Below are 19,898 nucleotides of genomic sequence, written 5' to 3'. Positions count from 1 at the left end.
ACATTTTTCTCAACGCACCACGAACAGGCGCGACTCAAACCGCCGCTCTTGAAGATGCCGGTATTGCCCGCCCCCCGGCGACGAACGGCCGAAGTTCGAAAAATCGGCGCAATCAGCGCACCGCCGCACGGCCCTCAGCGGATTTCAACAGTGATATCCGGGTAAGCTTGCTCACCGTCGCTGAGGTAATGCCCCAACGCCCGGTAAGCCATAACGTACAGCACGGCGGCGGCGCACAGGCACAGCAAGGTCACGAGCAGGAATCTGGATTTGCGCACGATAGGCTCCGTGGAGAAATTTTCGCCTATTGTAGCGCGGCAAAATAAACGAAGGTTCAATTGCCGGCGGGTCAAGCGCCTCACCCTCACTCGGCGAGGCGGCTTCATATCATTTCTTCAGCATGTAGATAAACGAATCGACGGTTTCGCCGCCGGCGGTGGTGACGCTGACCGCCACTCGTTCATAGCCCTCACCTTCAAACGCATCGAGAGTCGGCCAGTGGTTGACGAGGTTAGCTGAACGGAACAGAAACCCGTTCACCCGATTGCCACTGTTATCCAGCACGATGCCCGGGTAGCCCATCTCGGCGCCCCAGCCTTCGTTAAGCAGCGAGCCGCCGACGCTACCCTCTTCCCAGCTGCCGCCGATGGCTTCCATAATGTGCGCGTTGGGCCTGCCCGGCCCCAGGGTGCCGTAAACGAATAAGCTTTGCATTTTTCTCTCTACTACTCACTGAAAGTTAACGCATGAACATAGCATGACGTTCAGCGGCGAGCCAACGGGAGTACGGGTAGCGCAGTCGAGTTTTCAAGGGAACAAGTAGGGGGAAGAAAATCAAGGGAGTAATGGCACGCCCTATAGGATTCGAACCTATGACCTACGGCTTAGAAGAAAGTGACATAAAGTTTAACCTATTGTAATTAAAGGCCGTTCTGCATTCACAGTGACATAAATCGGCAAGTGATGACATATTAGTGACGCCTTAATGGCACCGTAGTGACGTCACCAATATGACACCATCCCTACCCATCAACCCCACCACCAGCTACCATTACTGCACACCCACCAGCGGAGCAGTCAAATGGGCAGTATCACCCTCGCCGGCCGGCAGATCTTCATTCTCAACGAAAACGACAGATACCCAGAACCACAGCAGAACAGCCCTCCGATGTTCGCGATACGCGAAGACGAGGAGAGCCGGCACTGGCTTTATGTTTGGCATAAAGGGCGCTGGCCGCTCGTCTCAGAAACGCCATTCGAAACAGAGGGCAAAGCCGTTGATGCGGCGCTCGCATTCGACTTTGCCACGCTTTACAAATAGCTTTTTTTGTGAACAACCTAATCAATCCAATAAATAAGGTGCGTCAGCCAAAACCTGTGAAAATAACTTTGCCTCTCCTTCGACTGTTAAATGAACCTTATCTTGTTGATAATATACTGGATCATACTCAACTCCTGCATTGTTGAGTGATACAGCTAATGCTAGATCTATGTAGTCATAATCACCAAAAAATCGAGATCTAATATCAGAATTTTGAGCGGTGATTTGTGCCTGCTTAGCTGGTCTTGGCACTTGTGTGCATAGGATTGGTGTGGCTCCTCTTGCTACTATTGCATTTATCACTGACTGAGTATTAACTCGCCATTCGGCCTGATTAGCATCATTAGTTCCAATTTCATAAATTACATACTTTGGAGAAAACTGATTTAAATCCATGTCAAGCCGTGGCAGTAAGTTAGGCGTTTCATCTCCGCCACGTGCAGCAATTAGTGTGTCTCCTTTTCCTCTAGCACTTTCAAGTAAGTAACCCCACATCTTAGACCAATCTGAAGAGTTATTGCTGCCTTCTACAATGCTATCACCGAGGATAATCCACGCTGGATTTTGCTGAACTCCGGATACAAACTCAAATCTAGAAACGGAAATACTTCCAGAAATAAACATAACCCCAGGCTTACCATGTTGCGCGCCGGCATCTACGCCGCCATCACCCTGGGATTGATTAATAGTTGTCGTCGCCCCTGTTACCGTATCTCTAAATGTCGCAATAGTGCTTATCCCTACTTTTCTAACTTCGATTAAATATTCCCTACCAGCCACTATTGATGAGGGCAAAGGTGTTGTTCTCGATAAGGTTAATGCAGTTCCTGTGTATGAATTAAGCTCAAAAACACCAGAACTACCATTTATCAAAACAGCGGTGCCTCTATTAGACTCTTGCGGTAAAAAGCTTATTCCAGCTCTAGACGAAGAGTCTATCATCTTAATTCTTGCACGCGTAATCTTCCTGGCCATTGACGAGTACTTATCAAAACTTGCTACGGTGGTCGCGCCCCCCACTCCAGATGCTAATAGAGCATCACTTATAGACCATACAGCGCCACTCGTTACCCAGTTTGGTGGGATTGATGTCCCTGTAAATTTCTGCACTTCGGTGGTTATTGACTTTCGCAATGCATCTGAAATGGATGTTGGAAGCGAGGTAATCTTATTTTCTACGTCCTTACTTGTCGCATATGCATCAGTAGCGATGTCAACAAGCTGATCATATGAAACCCCAATACTAAAATCAGCCTTTAGTTGCATGTAATTTGTAGTAGAAACAACAGTTACATTGCTTCCTGTTAGATCACCATTGTAAATTAGCGTCACTCCATCAGGTCCAGACCCAGTTGGTGATGCTTCTATTCTTGCTGTACCGCCATAAAACGCAATGCTATCCCCGTTTGTTACAGCTACATTTTCAAAATGCGTTCCGCTAACAAACTCATTAATACCAGAAACACAGGTAACACTGAACTCACTAATTAAGCTAAATATTTTATCGCTAACTTTCTTTACTACTTTAATCTTTGCTGTTCCTGCCGTATGAGCATAAACTGTTATTTTACTCAAATAACCAGCAGAGGTTATAATATCCCCTAGTATTCTGGTTCTAGTTGTTGATTCTACAGTTCCTGTTGCAGACGGAGAGTTAACACCTATCGAGAGTGTTTGACCGTTTATTTTATTGCTAATCTCTACAACTTTCTGAGAAATATCCTCATAGGTTTCTCCAGTCCCAGTAACAACAACCGCCTTTAGCTGCATTTCATTTGTTGTAGTTGTCACGGCCACGTTGTTACCTGTTAGGTTTCCGTTAAAAATATAACTAGAGCCCTCTTGTCCAACACCATTTGCAGATGATGACATTCGACCTACTTTACTATAAACCGCTATTGTTTGAGATGTATTTACTGATATCGGTAAGAAATCAACTCCTGAAGTGAATTTATTCTCACCAACTGAAAGTGTTATCGGGAATTCTGTAACGAGAGAATAAGTGCCGCTGGCAGATCCATTGGTTACAATTTTAACTATTGCAGCACCAGAGACCTCGGCAAAAACAGTGACGGACTCTAGCAAACCGCTTACTGAGAAGTTTGATCCTTCGACTCGAGTTCTCGCCACTGATTCTCCAATTCCGGTTTTTGTTGCAGATTGCAAGAACTGATCTACATTACCCCCTGCCAGCCTGTTGTTAATTTCTGAAACTGCATTACCATTGTACATGCTCTCGCCGGTAGGAACCGCATTACTTCCAACGCGTTGATATTCATAAGCCAGAGATGCATCACCACTAGATCTTACAAAGAAATAGGCCCCATCTTGGATTTCAGAGTCAAATGCATCAATTGCTTGCTGAAGTGAATCATATCGCTTACCTAAAGGAGCAATATTTTTCCTAATGCCTTCAATAGTAAATCTTTTGACGCCAAATCTATCCGTATAATTTTCGTTATTAGAGTTTACAACCTCATCAACTTTTTCTGCGTTAAACCTGAAGTCATTGAGGTCATTACTAGGAATTGGCTTGTTAGTTGGTGTTGTCATTTACTCTGTAACCTCATAATTATACATTTCATCGTTGTATTCAGACATGGTTAACGAGGTAGTCCCGTCGCCATTAGGTTTCTTTTCTGTAATCGTCCATTTCGTCGCATCCATCTCCATTTGCGTAGCAATAACGTAGCGAGACGGCGACTGGACGTTGTAGCCGTCAAATATATTGAGGTTTATTGCTGGTACTGCAGCGGTAAAACCGAATGTCGTATCGCTGCGGGGATATGCCTGAACGCGCGCTGATGGGGTGCCATTCGCATCAGTGATGACGACAAACATATCCCCAGCCCATTCGATGCGTTCGCTTGTGTCGAAGTTGTTGCCGTTGCGCGCGACGATATAACCATCTTGCTGGTTAGCGTCGTAGATATCGGCTACCTGCACCATCTGCCCGACGCTCACCCATTCACCATCGGCCAGCGCACGAATAGACATCGTTTGCCGCGAGTACAGAAGTCGGCGGATTTCTTTCAATGCCCGATCCCGCGCTTGGTACGAATTGCGGATAAACAGCATGTCGAATTTCTTCGCCTTTACCGGCTCCCCCTCTTCAATCGAGTTGCCGACGATCCGGTAGCGGATGAATGCCTGTTTATTCGTGATCGGGTTTCGATACTTGACCTCTACCCCATCAAAACCACCGGGGAGAGTCATGTCGTAGGAAAGGCTGTAATCCTCCGCTTTCATGTTGGCGCGGTTGAACACCGTCGTTGCGCTTGGCTTCCGTTCATCGCGAGTGAAAGACAACACCCCTCCATCCCAGAACGCCGTAACGGTGGCCGCATCGCAGATCGTCTGAATCCGAGAGCCTAGCGAGATATCTTCGTCATCGAAGGTGTAATCGAAATAACCCAGGCGCTGATCTGGTAACGATGCTGCGATAGAGTAAAGCTCGTAGATGTCGATGCTCGATTCTGGTTGGCCGCCCATCTTTAGCCAGGTATGCAATACAGCGTCTGCAAAAGATCGTGAAGGCCTTTCTGTGTAATCGACTGTCTGCGTAGCCAGGTTGTAGCTGATTACATGACGAGTGATTAGAGCGTTATATTTGCGTTCCCTCGCACTGGTTGCGCGCTCCGTCGCAGTGACAGTGACAGTTACGAGTGTGTCATTCGGGTAAGCTACGTTGGTGCGTGTCCTGACGATGTGAACAGCTTCGACCTTCAGGATTGAGTGATCGTTACTGTTATTGGTGCGGATGAACGTTACCGCATAGCGGCCATTGCCAGACACTGGCGTGAATTTGAACGTCCTATACTTTGTATCCGCGTTCTCGTCATCGTTATTCAACCCGACGTTGTAGCTTTCCAGCGTGCCGGGTATCTGGTTGTTATCATCATCAACCTTCCAGAATGTGACGCTGGTTCTGGCGTAGTCACCATGTCCTAACTGCGCCTGCAGATGAACCCAAAGCTGAGTCCCATCAACCGGAGAGAACGATGGGCCGATTACCAGCGGTTCATTGTCGTTAAGCGTGAATATCGACGTGTTGATTACCGCGTCGTCGGGGATCTGGCTGATATCGTTGCCGCCCAGATTTACAAACGTGAACTCGTAGAAATACTGTGGGTTCACTGGGGCGCCATCGTCTGTTGTCGTCGCGCTGAAGAGATCGGCAAATACCGTGATATCGCGAGTTACTGGCCCCGACACCGTGTTGTAGGTGACATTGACTACGAACGATACAGAATGAGGCTTAGGCAGGTCATAGAAGTAATCAAAGTCGCTGTTCTGCTTGATTTTCACCTTTGCCTGTCCGGCGATGAACTCCCCAGACACCATATCGGTAGTTGTCGTCGCCGTTTCTGCTGGAAAATCTCCGCTCTCGTTCGGCCCCGGCAGCTCCTGGCCGTCGATGTCGTCAAAAGCGAACCCCTCGTTGATCAGCGGGATGTTATCGCCTGGCTGGTAGATGCGGTATGAGGCGCCAGCCAGCGCGCCGAGGTTCGATTCTGAGTACCTTACTGACGTGACGTCATACCGGCCCAGCCCGAAGTTCATCCACTCTGTGACTTTCTTGATGTTGTTGTCGTACTCGAACAGCGACTCCTGAATCAGGTCAGGGTACGCGCGCACCTGGCCGTAGTTGTCAGGCTTTGCCTCACCGTTTCGCGCAATGTTGGTTTGCCCTTTCAGGCTGTTATTCGGGGAGGTCTTTGCGTTGCTGCTTGTCGCCACGCCCGCGCTTGGCTGTCCGAGCAATGACGTCAGGATTTTTTGGACAAACTTGATCGGAGCGAAAATAGGACTTAGCACTTTGCCAATGGTGCCGCTTTTCGGCTGGTCGAACACGCTGATCACGTCGCCATCGTTGAGCGGGAAATTCAACTCATCATCGGGCTGCAGCTTTACGCCGTTACGCAGAATTTCAACATCACAGTGAAGGTTGGCCGATTTAAGCCAGGGATAGAACATGCTGCCGGCGGGAAGATTATGCCGTTCTTTCGGCAACCCCGGCACGCGCTGTACTTCGATCAACGGCATAGTCGTAAAACTCCAATTTGGTGAAAACTCGCTCCAGCGTCCGCAGCTTGTCAAAGCGCACATGCCCCGCTTCGCCGCGGCTGTGAAATGCTTGCCCATCGATGACCAAACCGACGTGAGCTGGCTGACCGCCGTAATACGCGATAAAAATGCTACCGTCGGCCGCTTTCTCGGCCTGATGCCAGAACACAACATCACCGGAAAAACACGTCAGGAAGTCGCTGCCGGCTTCGTAGTCCGGCGTTTGGTGTATCTCTATGCCGAGCACATGCCGGTAATACAGCACCACCAACCCCCAGCAATCAGCCGTGTCGAACGAGCACGCCCGATCGCGCCACGGCTTACCCTCCATGGCGTGAATGAAGTCAGATTTATGCATTGGCGAGTCCTGGGAATTCCGTGGTGTTGTAGAGAAAGCCGATGTTGTTGTTTAGCGGGTTCTGCAGCGTGAGCGAGCACGTTACGTCAGCCTCATCGAGAGAGGCATCTTTCACATATAGCGTCCACGACTTCAGCGGCGTGTTCATGTCCGCCGCATCGAAACGCTGATATGTGGCAGAGATCGGCGTTATGCGTGAGTGCGCGCGCCACAACTTCAACTGCTGCTTGAAGTCCTGCGCAAGGCGGCCGAATTTGACTGTTGAGTTGATCACCGGCGTGCTGCTCTGCTGGCTCTCTGCGACCTCCATCCGACACGGTGAAAACACCTGGCCGGCGAACGTCTTTGGGTATATCTGGTTTGCCACCAGCCGCAGAACGCCAAATGACGGATGGCTAAACGTCATCGTGTCGTAGATGATCCTGTTAGGCCGCTGTGACTGAAATTCTCGTAATGTAGGCATTTAAAACTCCGGCATGTCGCGGTTGACCACTTCATCAATGATCCCCCACTGATATGGCGGCAGCTCAACAATGACGTCTGAGAACTCGTCATCCGGGTTGTAGACCTTCCGGGTGATTACGCTCGCCGTCCATGTGGTCGTGTTGCCGTTGATGCTCGTTTGCACCGGCGGTGCCACAAAATGCAGTTCCTGCAGTTGCAGGCCAGATCCACCCAGATTGCAAAGCATCGTGAACCACTGATTGCCGTTATCCAGGTAACGAGGGCTGCGATACCACTGCTCGAATGCCCGATCTTCTTGCAGCGTGAAAATCCACGTCAGCGACCAGGTAGTTTTGAGGTCATCTGTCAGGCGCTGAAAGATAGGCGCGCCCACTGCCGGCTGATCGGTGCGGAACCCGGCATCAATCGTGCGACTCTTGTTGGCCTTCTGGGGAAGTGATAGCCAGTCGGGATAAGGTATTGCCACGGTTTTCTCCCGGTTAAAAAACCCGCCGAAGCGGGTTATGGAGGTTTGAGTGCTGCTATTCAGTGGCTTTGCGAGGCGCCTGGTGATACTGGGATATACCCTGGCTGATTTGGCCGCCCTGCTGCAGATCAGCCAGCACAATGCGCACCACATCGCTACCATCAGCACCTTTGCTGGCCTGGGTATCCATTACACCAGCACCGGATGAGTAGTTTTCGATAATGATGGTTGGCGCCGCACTGCCGCCGCCGGTCATCTGCTTGTTGCTAATCACCTTGCCGTTGTCACCGGGGATCATGTACTGCTTACCAGTGCTCGCCTGGTAAATCTCTGGCTTGCCTCGCTCACCTACCTGGTACATCGCGCCTGCGCTCACAGGGCCGCCGTTATAACGCGCGCCGGCCAAAGCCATGCCCTTAGCCACCCCAACAGTAGAGATTATCCCTGCAGATGCAGGTGCAGAGTTGGCCCCCAGCGTCGCCAGAGATGCCATTGCGGCCGCCGGCGCCCAGGCAGAAGCTGTTGTTGCAGCCATACCCACAGATGATGCCACGGAGGCGGCACCAAGCGTCTGGCCGAGGATGTAGTTTTTCAACGCCTCCACACCCACCTGAACGATGCTGTTAATCACGCTGTTCAGGATGGTGTTGCCAAGCGACCTCATCGCCTCTTGTGCCGACATGGTGCCGGTAAGCAGCCCTGTAATAGCGTTCGAGGCATTACCAGAGAAAGCATCAACAGCACTCGTCAACATGTTGTAACCAAGGCTCTGCTGGCTCAAGAGCTGCCACTGCGCCGCCGTCTGCTGCTCCTGGTATTGCTTCTCCTGGGCAGTGCGCAAAGCCAGGTACTGATCATCCGTGGCCTGTTTAGCCAAGATGAATTGGTCATAGCTGATTTTTCCCTGCTGGTAACTCTGTAGCAGTATCGCCTGCTCCTGCTGTTGATACTGCTGCATCAGCGCCAGCTTCTGAGCATTCTCATTCGCCAACTGCTGAACCGGATCAACTTCAGCACGTGCAGATGCGACAGGGTTAACTACAGCCTGAGCGTTAATCTTCGCTAAGTTGTTCTGATGCTCCAGCGCCATTTTCTCAGTGGCGGTGTTGTACTCCTGAAGATCAATCTTCCCTGCATCCAGCGCAGCTTTCAGGTTCTGCATGGACTCGGCGTATGCTTTATTCTCTGCCTTCTCAGGCATAGCCTTGATCGCCTCAGTGACGCCTTTAGCTGCGGCGGCCGCATCCCATGCTTTTGCGGCATATTCCCCGGCCAGGGCTACCTGTGCTTGCGTCGCGCCTTTACCGAGTGATTGCTGTGCGGTAAGAATCGCCTGCTCTCGGCTAAGCTCGCTTGTTGAGTCCGCCGCAAGCTCTGACTGCTGCTTTAGGTTTGCCAGCTTCTGGGCAACGCTTTCTGCTTGGCTGGCTGACTTCTTGCCCTCCGCATTGCTTTCTTTCTGGGCTTTGGTATTCCGCTCTATCTCGGCATACTGATCTTGGAGTTTCTTCACTCGCGGATCATTCTTAGATATGCCAGCATCTTCAGCGTCATATACTGCCTGTAGCCTGGCCCTTGCTTCCCCCTCAAGTTTCGATAGCTCTATGCGTCGCTGAGAACGTTTTACCAACGCATCTTGCTTAGGGTTTACGGTGCCCGAGTTGTTAAAGTTGATCGTGCCATTGGCAGCGCTTTCAGAAGCTTTTGCCACTGAATTCATGTCGCCGATCAGTGTGGCCGCTTTGTTGCTGAGTGCAGCTAACGCCTGATTTTGTTCTGACCAGCCATCAAGTCCAAGCCATGACCACGTTCTTGCTCTTCGTGCATACATTTCTCCAGTTGACGTGAGATCTGCAATCTTCTGTGATGCCGTCTCTGTTTTGCCACTTAGCCTATCTATTGCTGCGCTGATGGAGTCAATAACCTTCACCATGGTTGCGCTAGCGCCCATAGCTTCGTTCATTTTCCCAATTAGGTTTTGAAGGGAAATCGTAAGGGAGTTGCTCGCCTGATCCATCGTCCTCGGGAGCTTCGAGAATTCATCGTTAACTGCCGATGACTGCTTCATGATTGCATTAAGCGCATCCTGAGCACTCAATTTCCCCTCGAGCATTGCTTGTCGCAACTGCACCATTGATAGCCCCATACCTGCGCCTATCTGCCTAACAAGTTCAGGCATTTGTTCAAGGATGGAGTTAAATTCTTCGGCTCTTACCGTGCCGGAGGAAATAGACTGGCCAAATTGTCTTAATGCATTTGCCATCTCTTCTGTAGAAGAGCCGCCAACTCGCCCTATTTTCTGAAGCGTATCGGTCAATGCAAGTATTTGGGTGTTGGTTGCTCCAGTCCCTTTTAGCGCAGAGGTCATCGCCTCCCACAGCTTGGCCGTATCCCTGAGGCTAGCGCCAGTAGTCGATGCTATGGCCGTCAACGTTTCAAACGTAGACATTGCTGTTGCGGCATCAGTTGATAGCCTGAGGATCCGTGACTGCAGTTGTGTAATGTTATCGGCGACTGTCAAAAAAGCCTTGCCGTAATCGATAATCAAAGCAACTGATATTGCGCTTGCAACACCGCTCAACACTGATTTAAACCCAGACATAGACCTACCAGCACTATCGGCAGAGGATGTCAGTCCATCAACGGCTTTAGATGAACGATTGGCTTGTTTTTCCATCTCCCCTAACACGACAGCTGCTTGACGGCTACCTGTGACCATCTTTGCAGTTTCAATATCAACTTGGTAAACCAAGCTCCCACCGTCCTGCTCCGCCATTTACTGATCTCCGGGCATAAAAAAACCCCGGTTGAACGGGGTTTATTTTCTAATGGTTAATATTTTACTTGCAGGCTTCATTACCTACATAATCAGCGATTGATTGGGGAACTATATCGCTCATGTTCGGGTCAGCGCGGGATAACTTCATTTGCTCTAGGGTCTCGCCATCACCCAGGTACTTTACTGTGCGATTAACGCAGTCGTAAGCACGCTCAGAGTATGACACTCCGGAACTCCCCTCTCGCTTAGTAATAATGGTTTTCAGACCATCACGCTCCCCCTTACCTAACACTGTATACACAGCCTTGGAATCGGTAGGTATTGAAATTTTATACTCTGCCGACATGACAAATGGAGAAACAAACAATGCAAGTAAAAATAAAGTCTTTTTCATAGATACCCCATATTAACCAGCCCAACCTTCCAATTTTCTCTTCGCTTCTATCTTCGCAAGCTTATCAAAGTCTTTTTGTCTGCGAAGTATAACTGCGTACTGGCGATAGCCATGATGGGCAGGTAAGACGAAAGGCCATGTTCGCTCGCTAAGTCCATGCCGCCGCTTTAGAGCGTTTAGTTCTTCCCACTGATCTTCATGCTTCTTTCTCATGGCTTCTGCTGTCAGCGGAGCTAATGCAATTTGCTGGATGCATAACTGAATAGCTTTTTCCAGATTTTTACCCGTATTCCTAAGTTTATAATGCTTTTTTATTTTTTCCTGAAGCGCGAAATGGGTCTTTATGATCATACCTCGGCTTAAATGACGCAAACCATCCAACAACTCCTCTTCGGTCATATCCCTATCCCCATCAATCAAAGATAGGGGAATCGTAGCAGATGGCGCGCTGCTGGCAACGAAAACGAGAGACCAGAAAGCAAAAACCCACCTCTTGGGTGGGTTTTGTTAAACACGTCTACTTAGTCTTCTTCGATCAAGGAAGAAACTAATTTTTCTACCTCTTCTGCATCCTGAATGCAGACCACAGCAGCAACGCGATTAATTTTTTGTGAAAGCTTGTAATCCGCAGAAACTCTGTGGAAATGCTGAGTTTTGAGCTTTAACCCTATTTTTTTAACCAGCACAGGGTCGAAACCATGATCTTGAGCCGCCTCACCACTACAAAGATAGGTGTAGAACCTTGCATGCGTCCCACCAGGTATCTTCACACCCTGCTTGTCGACTGTGGGAACTGAGCCACCAACCACTCGTAGTGCAGAATGATACATGCAATAGTAGGCTCGACTTACGGCATTGCGAGTCCATTGCTCACCGGAGTTAGCAATGGAAGCCTTCGCCAATTCCATAAAACAATCGTGATTTACAGGCATTCTTTACCACCTGGTTCAAAGAAGCCAACGCAGCAACCTGTCTCCAACCCAGCATCGATCATTTCGTCTAACAATTCATTGTTCAAAGCTTGAATGTAGTCTGCATCGTCTGTATTTACAAACAAACAGAACCCCATCAAACCTTCATCATCATCATCTACTCGACTGATATCTGACGGCAGACGATGGCGCTCGGCGACTGACATAACAACTTTCGCTACAGCACTTACCTGTTTTGCCTTGTCTCCATACCCAAGCATGCGCTCATACATAGCTATTGCCTGCGTGGCTGGTTCGCTCAGTTGTATTTCCATAGCTCTTACCATGGGAACCACCTTATCCAGCAACTCCATATCAGCCCAAAAGGCTCCGATTATCAATGCTTCAACCAGCAATGCTGGTTCCCTGACAACCAAAGAGCGCTTGAGAATCTCCAACTGCTTGCTGTGTAAGGCTTTATTTCCAACAACTCGGGAAAAATTCCCCCACGATACAGCATCATAAGGAGCCAGAGCCAGCGCCTTCTCAAGCAGTGAGTACCCTTCTTCAAGATCGTCACCCACGATCCTAACCAAACCTTCAATAGAGAGCCCCTGATAGCGATCTGGCAACTTTCTTGCCTCTACGATAACCCTTCTAACCTCGATTTCACTGAGCAAGTTCTCCCCTTTGATCAGAGATGGTGTCAGTATGTCGAGCAGTTCGCCAGATTTTGGTTGTGGGACTCTCATCATTCTTCTTATGTGCTGTTTTTAGTGACAAAAAATGCAACGCCTAAGACATTGCATCAAAACTGGACCTTACGTACGCTTCGAAGCGTATTACCTTAGTCATATTCTTTCAATGTCGACAGCACGTTTCTTACTGTCTATTGCCCTCTATTGCTGTCTATTCGCCCTGTAGTGAACCCATAAAATCCATCGCACATCCCCATGCATGCAAAACTCGCTGCTGTAGTTTGGTTCTGCTGCGATTTTGGGCTATCGATTTTTTTGCGTTTTCATCATCGCCTGCCAGCGCTTCTCATCTTCTTCCATCACCTGATCGTACTCTTCGCGCGTGAAGCCTTTCTGCTCTGGGTACTTTGCCGCCAGCAGCAACTGAAACTCGGTCATCGAAAGGCGCTCTGCTTCAGCGCGGGGCATGTTGAAGTGATTCCGTGCTGCGCTGATGTACTCGAAGGCGTTGAACTCGTTCACGTAGCTGTTCGACTCGTGTCGCTGCAGCTTGCGTATCTTTGCCTTGCCGATGATGCCGTGAGTGATCAGCGACTGGCCGATTACGATGATATCACTCGCCTGCATCTTGCCGCGGCGAAACACGAAAGCCCTCTTCCCTCGTTTGCTTGGCCGCAACTCTCCCACCAATGCGCTAAGGTCATCATCACAGCATGCCTGCATGACGATCATCCCGGCGAATATTGCTGAGCTACTGAATGACGGCGCGTTGATGTATGCCAGCAACCACCCAGGAACCTCACCGTATGCCTCAACAGCGGCTTCAATTAACCGTGGCGCCTCACTGGTATGGAGTTCAGCAAATCGCTCTACAATCTCCGCTGGCGAGCCTATTCGGGTCATGTTTGCGAACGAAGGTTGAAGGAAGTAATCGCGATCGGCATCGGTGATGACCATCTCGCCTAATTCAGTGATTGGTGTCATTTAAACCTCAAAACGATGGCATCCCTGCCAATCTTCAGTCAAAAGCCAGGAAGGTACATCTGCACTTCATCAGCAATACGTTCTCGGGCAGTGTGTAGAAGGCGTTTTCGACCGCCGACACCCCACTTCGCCATTTGGCTGGCGCACTGGCTTATTTCCTTAGATTCGGTCTTGATGATGTGGTCTATTTTGTTCAGACGCGACATGGCATCAAAACCTTTTCTGACCAATGCTTGAAAAGTCTGGTAAACACGAATCTCAAATTCGGCACTGAGCCACGCCGCATAGCGGATTGCCACAAGCTCTAGCGCCCATACACCATGATGTAGCCCGCCATTAATCGTTTGCACCGCCGTGCATTTTTGCACTCTGCTCAAAGTATCGACAAAGTTACGAACCTGCCGGCTTCGCATAAACTGGCTTGGTCTCTGGTTTTCCGTTGCATCTCCATTGGAGACAGCAGCGGCATGCAGGTCATTAAGGTTATAGCGACCTTCTTCATCAACACGAACGGAGACGCCATTTACTGCTACGGTTGGATAGTTCATTCGGATTACCTTTTAGTGATGAACCTTGTCGCACAGGAAACGGCCCCAAGAAGGCTCCGACAGCCAGCCGGTTCCTCAAGGGTCATCCTGAAAGGTTCTTGGTTTGATTACTGCGCGTGCGGTGCGCGATGAATTTCAGGTACAAAAAAGCCCCGCATGAGCAGGGCTAGTCTTTGTCAGATCGACGGTCAGTTTCCCGACCATTTGCTATGCGGTAACGGTGATCGCGCTGGTTGACGTTTTGGCGCCATCGTTGGTGGTAAACGTGATTGTGGCCGCGCCGGCAGAAACGCCAGTAACGAGACCTGACTGATTGACGGTGGCCTTACCGGTTGCCGAGGATGACCAGGTGCCGGTTTTGTCGCTGGCATCAGCCGGCGCCACGGTAGCGGTAAGCTGTTGAGTAGCCCCTACAGCAATGCTTGCTGTTGATGGCGCCACTGTCACACCGGTAACCGGTACATCCGCGGCGACTTCAAATACGACAGTATCGGCATCAGCAACTTTCCACTCGCCGGAGAAAGTGGAGATGTCGCTCGTGCCAAAATCACCAGACCACGATGTGGTGTTGAAGTAGCCCATGATGTAGGTGCCGGAATCTTCGCCGACGAAATCGAATCGAACCCAAATCGACGGCTGCCGGCCAGCCTGCACTTCATCGAAAATGTACTTGGAGATGTTGAGAGCGCCGATCTCAGTGGTTTTGTCTTTGCGGCGGAATTCACCTTCACCGGAAATGGTGAAATCCATGTTAGTTACCAGGTTCTCCACCAGCCCTTTCGCGTCGTCCGCTTCAGACGTCACGGAGTTTGGCGAGAAGTCGAAGCCCTTTGTGGTCAGCGCGCCGAGGCGCTTCCAATCACTCAGTGCTGGCAGCGTGTCAGCACAGCCGAAAGCCATACGCAGCACCGCGACTTTACCGATCAGCTTGCCGGTATCATTTGCACAACCTTGCATGTGTTACCTCTTCAAATAAAAAAGGCCGCCCAGAGGCAGCCTGATGGATAGATATGTGCGTTATTCGCCGTAGGTGCAGCAGACTAAAAGTCGGTAGATTAATCGCCCCTCTGCTGATGGGATTGGCGTTGGAGAGCCTCCAAGCAGACGCATAGCGCCAACACAGCTATCAGCGCCCTGCTGGCTGCTGATGTAGTCGGCGATTTTGTTCGCCGCGGCATCTGCTTCTGCGTTCTTCCCTTTGGCCCCGACAACATCGACCATTACGAAGAAATCTCCGCCGCGGTCGTATTGAATATCTGAACCACCGCCAGGCCGGAACACGATGAAGGCGTCAGATAACTTACCCGTGTCGTTCCACATCAGCGTTTGGATGGTGAACCCTGTGGTTAGGCCTGCACTCTCGAAAAGATTTCGCAGGCGGAGATACATTGGAGGTGTCACAGCATCATCTCCTTCCTGATTATCTCTCCCACCTGCCGGCGGGTTTTCTCTGCGGCCTTGGTGAGGAATTTAGGTTCACCAGCAGGATCCCAGTAGTTGCCGCGGTTGTTTGGCCGCGGTAACCCCTTCATGATGCCACTGGCGTTATGGACATAGACCGCATAATTCGCTGAGTAACCGATACGGCCAGTAATCCGAGTACCGTTGATCATTGTCTCCTGGTACTGCGAATTTATCAGGGTACTGGTGTCAACCGGGGTCATCAGCGCTGCTTCATTAGCGATTATCATCACGGCCGATTTGATAGCCCTGACTGCCTTTCTCGTCCTGACATCCTCAACCACGGCATCAAGGCGCCGCTGGGCCTCTTTGATACCCTTTATCTTTACGCCCATCGCTACGCTCCCGTCAGAATGGCTATATCCTCTGCCAGGCGCTCAAACGTGTCGGCATAGCGGATCACTTGTACCACCTCATCGGCACCCGCGGCGATCGGGTCTACCATGGTAGACACGCCGATAAGCAGATAGTCGCCTTTCTTTGCTTCGGTGAATTCAGTCCACACAGTGTTTTTTACAGTGATTTCCGAACCGATATTGTTCAGCTTCGCCGAGAGTCCGCCCTGGTAATCGCACATGATAATTTCAGGCGGAGCCCAACCCAGAGGATCGCCCGCTTCACTATTGCCGAGATTGCGCCATATCGTGGCCTCAGCCGTATATGACCAAATGGCTAATGATGACATGTCACTCTCTCCAGCTAATCACCGCAGGCCGTTCTGCCGCGATTTTCGGGCAATTAAATTTCCACTCACCGCGGTCGTTAACGAATCCCGTGGTTTGCCTGTCCGTATCAGTCTTCACCCAGACGCGCTCAAAAGGCTTTGGTAATCGTTCGGTGACAGGTATCCATGCCATCAACCACCACCGCACATGCAGCCACCCTTGCCGATCCAGACACCAGCAAAAGCCTTGTTTGTCGGGTTAGGTGGAATCAGGCCTGTAGCGCACCCTTTTTTGTCCAACCCGCGCAGCAGGTTCAGCGCCCCTTTCCAGCGATCGCTGAATGATTGATAGCGGAACGAACGCGATGCCCCGCTTGGCGCCGTTTGAGAGCTGATGTATTTATCGCCCTGGCCTAATCCCATAAGCCCGAGAAGATAGAGTTGGATGAGTAACGCTGTGGATGCTGGGTAATTCGCATCCAGACATTCCTGAATGCTGTTCACCTGCTCCACCAGCGCATCCAGGACGAAATCAGGCAAGGTGATACCCTGTGAATCCAGATATTCCTTGGCCTTTTCTTTAGTCACCATGGCTAATTCCTGTAAGAAGAAGCCCCGCCGAAACGGGGCATAAAAAAACCGCCCTGGCGGCGGCTGTTATTCAGCAGGGAACAGATTTTCGAGCTCGCCTTCCGGCAACAGTTCAGCGAGCTTTTCTTCGCCGAGGTTGCCTTTGAACTCAATCCCCAGATCAGTGAGCCGCGCCTTGATAGCATCCTTGCGCGACTTGGTTTCGTTGCCGGCATCCGGGGTGGCCGGGGTCAGTTCACCGCCGGCCGCGCCACGCATCAACCGAACGTTAGATTTCAGCGCTGGGTGAAGCTTTTCCAGTTCCAACACATCCCCGATCTCTACGCCATTCCAGGGGCGAATAACTTCGTATTTAGCCATGTTTCCCCCTTACGCCAGATTGGCGCCGTAGACAACGCCGGAAAGCCCCTGATCGTCCGCAGTGATTTGCAGACCTTCAGCAGACATGATCTGGAAGTTGTAGTTAACGTTAGGCAGAGGGCGCGGCAGCGGAATAACACCCACAGCCATGCCGACCAGCGGAGAGATCACATCACGGCGACGGACGTAAGCGACGAACTCATTACCCTTCAGTGCAAAGGTCATGCGAATTTCTTTAACCGGTGCAAATGGCAGTACCGCCTGCAATACAGTGCCACTCACAACGCCGTTGACCACGTATGGCTGCGCCAGGTTTGCCCAGATTTCTGGGGATACCCACATCACGTCGTACTGAGCGACTTTGTTGGCGCGCGCCAGCGCACCGAATGCACCTTTGCCGAAGAACTCGAACAACTGAGTCATCGTTGCTGCAGTCAGATCGATGTTTGCGCCGCCGGCACCAGCCCCCAGATTGAGCTTTTTGGTGTTGCGGTGGTTTTTAATGCCCTGCGCAGGATAGGACTGAACCTGGATGTTAGGATCACCGTTGAGGTAATAGTTGACGCGCTTCTGGTTGAACTTACGCATCTTAGCCATTTGCGAGTCCAACACCAGATCGATACCCACGGAGTTCAGCCCGGCAGCATGACGCCAGTTCACACCATAGCCGGCAGTGAATACCGGAATTGGGTCGCCATCGCTGGCGTATTCTGTGTGGTCAAAGGAGAACGGCGCCTGGCCATCAATGCTTACCGACACATCATCAGCAATATCACCAACCACGCTATAAAGCTTGGCAGTTTTGCCGACGGACAGAACCGTTTGTACGCCGACCAGATCGTTGATGATTTCCATGCCAACTTCCTGATCGCGCAGTTGCAGTACCTGGCGATCAATTTCAGCCCAGAAATCACGAGTAAAGCCACCAGCAGCGTTTACTGCCAACCACTCCTGTGTCATGTGGGCGCGGTTGGCAGCGATCATGGCGTTATGATTGGCGTTCCACATATTGCGGTTCGCCCACAGCTCATTCCAGTGACCGCCGAGGCGGCTATTAGCAGCCAATGTCTCTTTGGAGAAATACATGTGCGTTTATCCTTCTTTTAAGCGCCAGCGGCGACAGTGCCAACGCGCATACGCACGCGGATGAAATCGGAAGCGCCGGCGGCGATGGTGGCTTCGTCCTGGCTGTAACCGATCACTGAATCAGTGTCAGCAGTTGCCAGGGTGAATTGGCCGTCAGCGCCAAGCTTGATCGGGCTGTCTTTCTTGTACGCGCCAGGTACGCAGAGCAGCGCCAATTCACGGCCTTCTTCCACGTAGTTGCCTACAGCAGAGTCTCCAGCAGGAACCGCCTCGGTGATTTTCAGCCCTTGATGGTAGGCAACGTCGATGATGTAGATCCGGCCATTTAGCGCGGTAGCCTGAGCGAATTCATCGCTGGCGTTGATGACTGCAGCAGTGCCCGGCAGAAGTGCCGCGGCAGTGGTGCGGGTTTCGGTCTTATACAGCGACTTTCCGTCGATGTTTACGCGACGATAACGTGGCATTGGATAGCCCCCTTATTTGAAGTGTTCTTCGGCGGCAGGTGCGCCATTTTCTTGCTGATGCTGACCGGAGTTACCGCCCAACTGAGCTGAACTCCCCAAGCGCTTGAAAGCGTCATCCAACGCTTCGCCTGTCAGGGCATTGGCCGCCAGTTCACCAAGAACGGCCGCAACGGCTTCACGCTTGGTTTTCTCTTCCGCGCGAGAGTTGGCCGTCAGGGTTTCGGCTAGTTGGGTATGGTTGGCCTGCAGCGCTTCAACTTTCTCGGTAATAGGCTTGAGCGCCTCGGCGAAGTTGGCGGCCAGGCCTTTGCCGATTTCGGTGATCAGCTCTTGTTTCTCTTCAGTGGTTAAAGGCATGTCGCCCTCCGTTTTGTGGTTGGTTGCAGGTTGTCCCTGCGGATTGAAAAGGGATTTAACTTTGTTGGCGACGACCGTCACCCAGGATTCCTGACGCGCAACCGGTGTGCCGGTTTCATCAAAGGTGATTTTTCCGCCCTCCGATGTGTAGCCATAAACCTGGGCAGCGCCGCCGTTGCGGATGATCACTACCTGTGAGTCGGTGAAGTCTGCCACCCAGGCATATTCATTTTCGCCGGGAGCGAATTTATCTTTTGCTGCGCGGTCGAGACGTTGCTCACGATCCCGGTAGGATTCGCCAATAAGCGCGCCAGAGTTGGCCTTTAACGGCGTGGCAAGGTCAGCGTTAACCATCAGACCAACGCCCTGCTCAGGTGTCGCTGCGCCTACTTCATGCAGCAAGATTGCGTCATGATCCATGCCGTGAATCTTCGCCACCCACTTGGCACCCGTGGCCTTCTGTTGCTCATTGGGCTCAAGCTGGTCGAGAAACACCGCAACGCTGGTGTGAATAGGTGGAACATCTTCACCGCGCTCAATGGCTTCTACGCGGGAGATGAGCTCCCTGCCTCCCTCGCTCTGGTTGGCGATCTGGGTATCAACCCACTTCTCCAGGTAAATCCGGTTGCCAGATTTCTTCACATTGCGATTCCAGGCGCCGATATGGCCCTGGTTGATACCTTCAGGAGAAAAGGCAGAGATGAATGCGCCATTTAGCTGAGGATGCCCCAGCGGCGCCAGCGTGCCTTCAAGCCCTTGATAGTGAGCATCGATTTCACTGGCGGTATACAGCCCTTCATTCATGACCACGTTTGCCGGCAATGTGTAGCTCGGCAAAACAAGATGTTCGCGGCCGTTGTATGACTCGCGGCGAATTGCCTGGCTGTTTACCTTCGTAGTGACGTTAACTTGAACTTTCATGGA

Annotated in this window: 24 protein-coding genes; 1 reads left to right on the top strand and 23 read right to left on the bottom strand. The window is 51.1% G+C overall.

All coding sequences use genetic code 11. From position 1 onward, the window contains the following. Positions 1-134: 134 nt before the first annotated feature. Positions 135-278 carry a hypothetical protein gene (locus ACJ8IM_RS05095; protein WP_162882640.1) on the bottom strand — a complete coding sequence of 48 codons (144 nt, stop codon included), beginning with the start codon at positions 276-278 and terminating at the stop codon, positions 135-137. Positions 279-387: 109 nt separating this feature from the next. Continuing rightward, positions 388-714, bottom strand: coding sequence for a gamma-glutamylcyclotransferase family protein (locus ACJ8IM_RS05090; protein ID WP_033647222.1), 327 nt, complete (start codon positions 712-714; stop codon positions 388-390). A gap of 367 nt (positions 715-1,081) precedes the next feature. Here ACJ8IM_RS05090 and ACJ8IM_RS05085 point away from each other — a divergent pair, with 367 nt between their 5' ends. Further along, positions 1,082-1,321 carry a hypothetical protein gene (locus ACJ8IM_RS05085; protein WP_308317417.1) on the top strand — a complete coding sequence of 80 codons (240 nt, stop codon included), beginning with the start codon at positions 1,082-1,084 and terminating at the stop codon, positions 1,319-1,321. A gap of 21 nt (positions 1,322-1,342) precedes the next feature. Here ACJ8IM_RS05085 and ACJ8IM_RS05080 read toward each other — a convergent pair whose 3' ends face one another. From ACJ8IM_RS05080 to ACJ8IM_RS04980, 21 genes are all read right to left on the bottom strand, one after another. Then, positions 1,343-3,874: a GDSL-type esterase/lipase family protein gene (locus tag ACJ8IM_RS05080; protein ID WP_442516233.1), complete on the bottom strand. Its 2,532-nt coding sequence runs from the start codon at positions 3,872-3,874 to the stop codon at positions 1,343-1,345. Continuing rightward, the gene (locus tag ACJ8IM_RS05075) at positions 3,875-6,367 is read right to left on the bottom strand and encodes a host specificity factor TipJ family phage tail protein (RefSeq protein ID WP_442516232.1); all 2,493 of its coding nucleotides are present in this window, start codon (positions 6,365-6,367) and stop codon (positions 3,875-3,877) included. Further along, entirely contained in the window at positions 6,315-6,746 is a 432-nt protein-coding gene (locus ACJ8IM_RS05070) for an NlpC/P60 family protein (RefSeq protein WP_308317414.1), read from the bottom strand. Before ACJ8IM_RS05070 ends, ACJ8IM_RS05075 begins: the two co-directional genes overlap by 53 nt. Then, entirely contained in the window at positions 6,739-7,209 is a 471-nt protein-coding gene (locus ACJ8IM_RS05065; protein WP_060452314.1) for a DUF1833 family protein, read from the bottom strand. The genes ACJ8IM_RS05070 and ACJ8IM_RS05065 overlap by 8 nt, the downstream gene beginning before the upstream one ends. Further along, positions 7,210-7,677: a hypothetical protein gene (locus tag ACJ8IM_RS05060; RefSeq protein WP_043147366.1), complete on the bottom strand. Its 468-nt coding sequence runs from the start codon at positions 7,675-7,677 to the stop codon at positions 7,210-7,212. Positions 7,678-7,732: 55 nt separating this feature from the next. Continuing rightward, complete coding sequence (locus ACJ8IM_RS05055) at positions 7,733-10,453, bottom strand: tape measure protein (RefSeq protein ID WP_308317413.1); 2,721 nt, start codon at positions 10,451-10,453, stop codon at positions 7,733-7,735. A gap of 64 nt (positions 10,454-10,517) precedes the next feature. Continuing rightward, complete coding sequence (locus tag ACJ8IM_RS05050; RefSeq protein ID WP_060447769.1) at positions 10,518-10,850, bottom strand: hypothetical protein; 333 nt, start codon at positions 10,848-10,850, stop codon at positions 10,518-10,520. A gap of 12 nt (positions 10,851-10,862) precedes the next feature. Further along, positions 10,863-11,249 (bottom strand): hypothetical protein, encoded by a 387-nt coding sequence (locus ACJ8IM_RS05045; RefSeq protein ID WP_442516231.1) that lies wholly within the window; start codon positions 11,247-11,249, stop codon positions 10,863-10,865. Positions 11,250-11,371: 122 nt separating this feature from the next. After that, entirely contained in the window at positions 11,372-11,782 is a 411-nt protein-coding gene (locus tag ACJ8IM_RS05040; protein WP_072270860.1) for a hypothetical protein, read from the bottom strand. Continuing rightward, a complete protein-coding gene (locus tag ACJ8IM_RS05035; protein WP_308317411.1) occupies positions 11,773-12,516 on the bottom strand; it encodes a hypothetical protein in 744 nt (247 codons plus the stop codon). Before ACJ8IM_RS05035 ends, ACJ8IM_RS05040 begins: the two co-directional genes overlap by 10 nt. Positions 12,517-12,762: 246 nt before the next feature. Continuing rightward, on the bottom strand, positions 12,763-13,443 hold the full coding sequence (locus ACJ8IM_RS05030) for a DUF6246 family protein (RefSeq protein WP_060452309.1): 681 nt from the start codon (positions 13,441-13,443) through the stop codon (positions 12,763-12,765). A 38-nt stretch (positions 13,444-13,481) separates the two neighbouring features. Next, the gene (locus ACJ8IM_RS05025) at positions 13,482-13,991 is read right to left on the bottom strand and encodes a KilA-N domain-containing protein (RefSeq protein WP_060452308.1); all 510 of its coding nucleotides are present in this window, start codon (positions 13,989-13,991) and stop codon (positions 13,482-13,484) included. 207 nt (positions 13,992-14,198) lie between these two features. Beyond that, entirely contained in the window at positions 14,199-14,948 is a 750-nt protein-coding gene (locus ACJ8IM_RS05020) for an Ig-like domain-containing protein (protein WP_038876128.1), read from the bottom strand. Between the two features lie 60 nt (positions 14,949-15,008). After that, positions 15,009-15,392, bottom strand: a complete 384-nt coding sequence (locus ACJ8IM_RS05015; protein WP_308317410.1) for a phage tail termination protein — start codon at positions 15,390-15,392, stop codon at positions 15,009-15,011. Continuing rightward, on the bottom strand, positions 15,389-15,787 hold the full coding sequence (locus ACJ8IM_RS05010) for an HK97 gp10 family phage protein (protein ID WP_060660826.1): 399 nt from the start codon (positions 15,785-15,787) through the stop codon (positions 15,389-15,391). The genes ACJ8IM_RS05015 and ACJ8IM_RS05010 overlap by 4 nt, the downstream gene beginning before the upstream one ends. A gap of 2 nt (positions 15,788-15,789) precedes the next feature. Then, on the bottom strand, positions 15,790-16,137 hold the full coding sequence (locus tag ACJ8IM_RS05005) for a hypothetical protein (protein WP_147823658.1): 348 nt from the start codon (positions 16,135-16,137) through the stop codon (positions 15,790-15,792). A gap of 171 nt (positions 16,138-16,308) precedes the next feature. Next, entirely contained in the window at positions 16,309-16,707 is a 399-nt protein-coding gene (locus ACJ8IM_RS05000; protein WP_442516230.1) for a DUF7370 family protein, read from the bottom strand. A 66-nt stretch (positions 16,708-16,773) separates the two neighbouring features. Continuing rightward, a complete protein-coding gene (locus ACJ8IM_RS04995) occupies positions 16,774-17,067 on the bottom strand; it encodes a hypothetical protein (RefSeq protein ID WP_060429454.1) in 294 nt (97 codons plus the stop codon). Positions 17,068-17,076: 9 nt separating this feature from the next. Beyond that, positions 17,077-18,153 carry a major capsid protein gene (locus tag ACJ8IM_RS04990; RefSeq protein ID WP_442516229.1) on the bottom strand — a complete coding sequence of 359 codons (1,077 nt, stop codon included), beginning with the start codon at positions 18,151-18,153 and terminating at the stop codon, positions 17,077-17,079. 17 nt (positions 18,154-18,170) lie between these two features. Further along, positions 18,171-18,617: a gp53 minor capsid family protein gene (locus ACJ8IM_RS04985; RefSeq protein ID WP_308317407.1), complete on the bottom strand. Its 447-nt coding sequence runs from the start codon at positions 18,615-18,617 to the stop codon at positions 18,171-18,173. Between the two features lie 12 nt (positions 18,618-18,629). After that, complete coding sequence (locus ACJ8IM_RS04980) at positions 18,630-19,895, bottom strand: hypothetical protein (RefSeq protein WP_308317406.1); 1,266 nt, start codon at positions 19,893-19,895, stop codon at positions 18,630-18,632. Positions 19,896-19,898 lie beyond the last annotated feature (3 nt).

This window comes from Serratia sp. CY33525 (genome assembly GCF_052169115.1).
GTDB classification, from domain to species: Bacteria; Pseudomonadota; Gammaproteobacteria; order Enterobacterales; family Enterobacteriaceae; genus Serratia; species Serratia sarumanii.
This window is presented reverse-complemented; position numbering and strand designations above follow the sequence as displayed.

Excerpts from the sequence above, each read along its gene's own strand:
- ACJ8IM_RS05090 (WP_033647222.1), bottom strand. The coding sequence starts at position 714 with ATGCAAAGCTTATTCGTTTACGGCACCCTGGGGCCGGGCAGGCCCAAC.
- ACJ8IM_RS05085 (WP_308317417.1), top strand. The coding sequence starts at position 1,082 with ATGGGCAGTATCACCCTCGCCGGCCGGCAGATCTTCATTCTCAACGAA.
- ACJ8IM_RS05080 (WP_442516233.1), bottom strand. The coding sequence starts at position 3,874 with ATGACAACACCAACTAACAAGCCAATTCCTAGTAATGACCTCAATGAC.
- ACJ8IM_RS05075 (WP_442516232.1), bottom strand. The coding sequence starts at position 6,367 with ATGCCGTTGATCGAAGTACAGCGCGTGCCGGGGTTGCCGAAAGAACGG.
- ACJ8IM_RS05070 (WP_308317414.1), bottom strand. The coding sequence starts at position 6,746 with ATGCATAAATCTGACTTCATTCACGCCATGGAGGGTAAGCCGTGGCGC.
- ACJ8IM_RS05065 (WP_060452314.1), bottom strand. The coding sequence starts at position 7,209 with ATGCCTACATTACGAGAATTTCAGTCACAGCGGCCTAACAGGATCATC.
- ACJ8IM_RS05055 (WP_308317413.1), bottom strand. The coding sequence starts at position 10,453 with ATGGCGGAGCAGGACGGTGGGAGCTTGGTTTACCAAGTTGATATTGAA.
- ACJ8IM_RS05050 (WP_060447769.1), bottom strand. The coding sequence starts at position 10,850 with ATGAAAAAGACTTTATTTTTACTTGCATTGTTTGTTTCTCCATTTGTC.
- ACJ8IM_RS05045 (WP_442516231.1), bottom strand. The coding sequence starts at position 11,249 with ATGACCGAAGAGGAGTTGTTGGATGGTTTGCGTCATTTAAGCCGAGGT.
- ACJ8IM_RS05040 (WP_072270860.1), bottom strand. The coding sequence starts at position 11,782 with ATGCCTGTAAATCACGATTGTTTTATGGAATTGGCGAAGGCTTCCATT.
- ACJ8IM_RS05035 (WP_308317411.1), bottom strand. The coding sequence starts at position 12,516 with ATGATGAGAGTCCCACAACCAAAATCTGGCGAACTGCTCGACATACTG.
- ACJ8IM_RS05030 (WP_060452309.1), bottom strand. The coding sequence starts at position 13,443 with ATGACACCAATCACTGAATTAGGCGAGATGGTCATCACCGATGCCGAT.
- ACJ8IM_RS05025 (WP_060452308.1), bottom strand. The coding sequence starts at position 13,991 with ATGAACTATCCAACCGTAGCAGTAAATGGCGTCTCCGTTCGTGTTGAT.
- ACJ8IM_RS05020 (WP_038876128.1), bottom strand. The coding sequence starts at position 14,948 with ATGCAAGGTTGTGCAAATGATACCGGCAAGCTGATCGGTAAAGTCGCG.
- ACJ8IM_RS05010 (WP_060660826.1), bottom strand. The coding sequence starts at position 15,787 with ATGGGCGTAAAGATAAAGGGTATCAAAGAGGCCCAGCGGCGCCTTGAT.
- ACJ8IM_RS05005 (WP_147823658.1), bottom strand. The coding sequence starts at position 16,137 with ATGTCATCATTAGCCATTTGGTCATATACGGCTGAGGCCACGATATGG.
- ACJ8IM_RS05000 (WP_442516230.1), bottom strand. The coding sequence starts at position 16,707 with ATGGTGACTAAAGAAAAGGCCAAGGAATATCTGGATTCACAGGGTATC.
- ACJ8IM_RS04995 (WP_060429454.1), bottom strand. The coding sequence starts at position 17,067 with ATGGCTAAATACGAAGTTATTCGCCCCTGGAATGGCGTAGAGATCGGG.
- ACJ8IM_RS04990 (WP_442516229.1), bottom strand. The coding sequence starts at position 18,153 with ATGTATTTCTCCAAAGAGACATTGGCTGCTAATAGCCGCCTCGGCGGT.
- ACJ8IM_RS04985 (WP_308317407.1), bottom strand. The coding sequence starts at position 18,617 with ATGCCACGTTATCGTCGCGTAAACATCGACGGAAAGTCGCTGTATAAG.
- ACJ8IM_RS04980 (WP_308317406.1), bottom strand. The coding sequence starts at position 19,895 with ATGAAAGTTCAAGTTAACGTCACTACGAAGGTAAACAGCCAGGCAATT.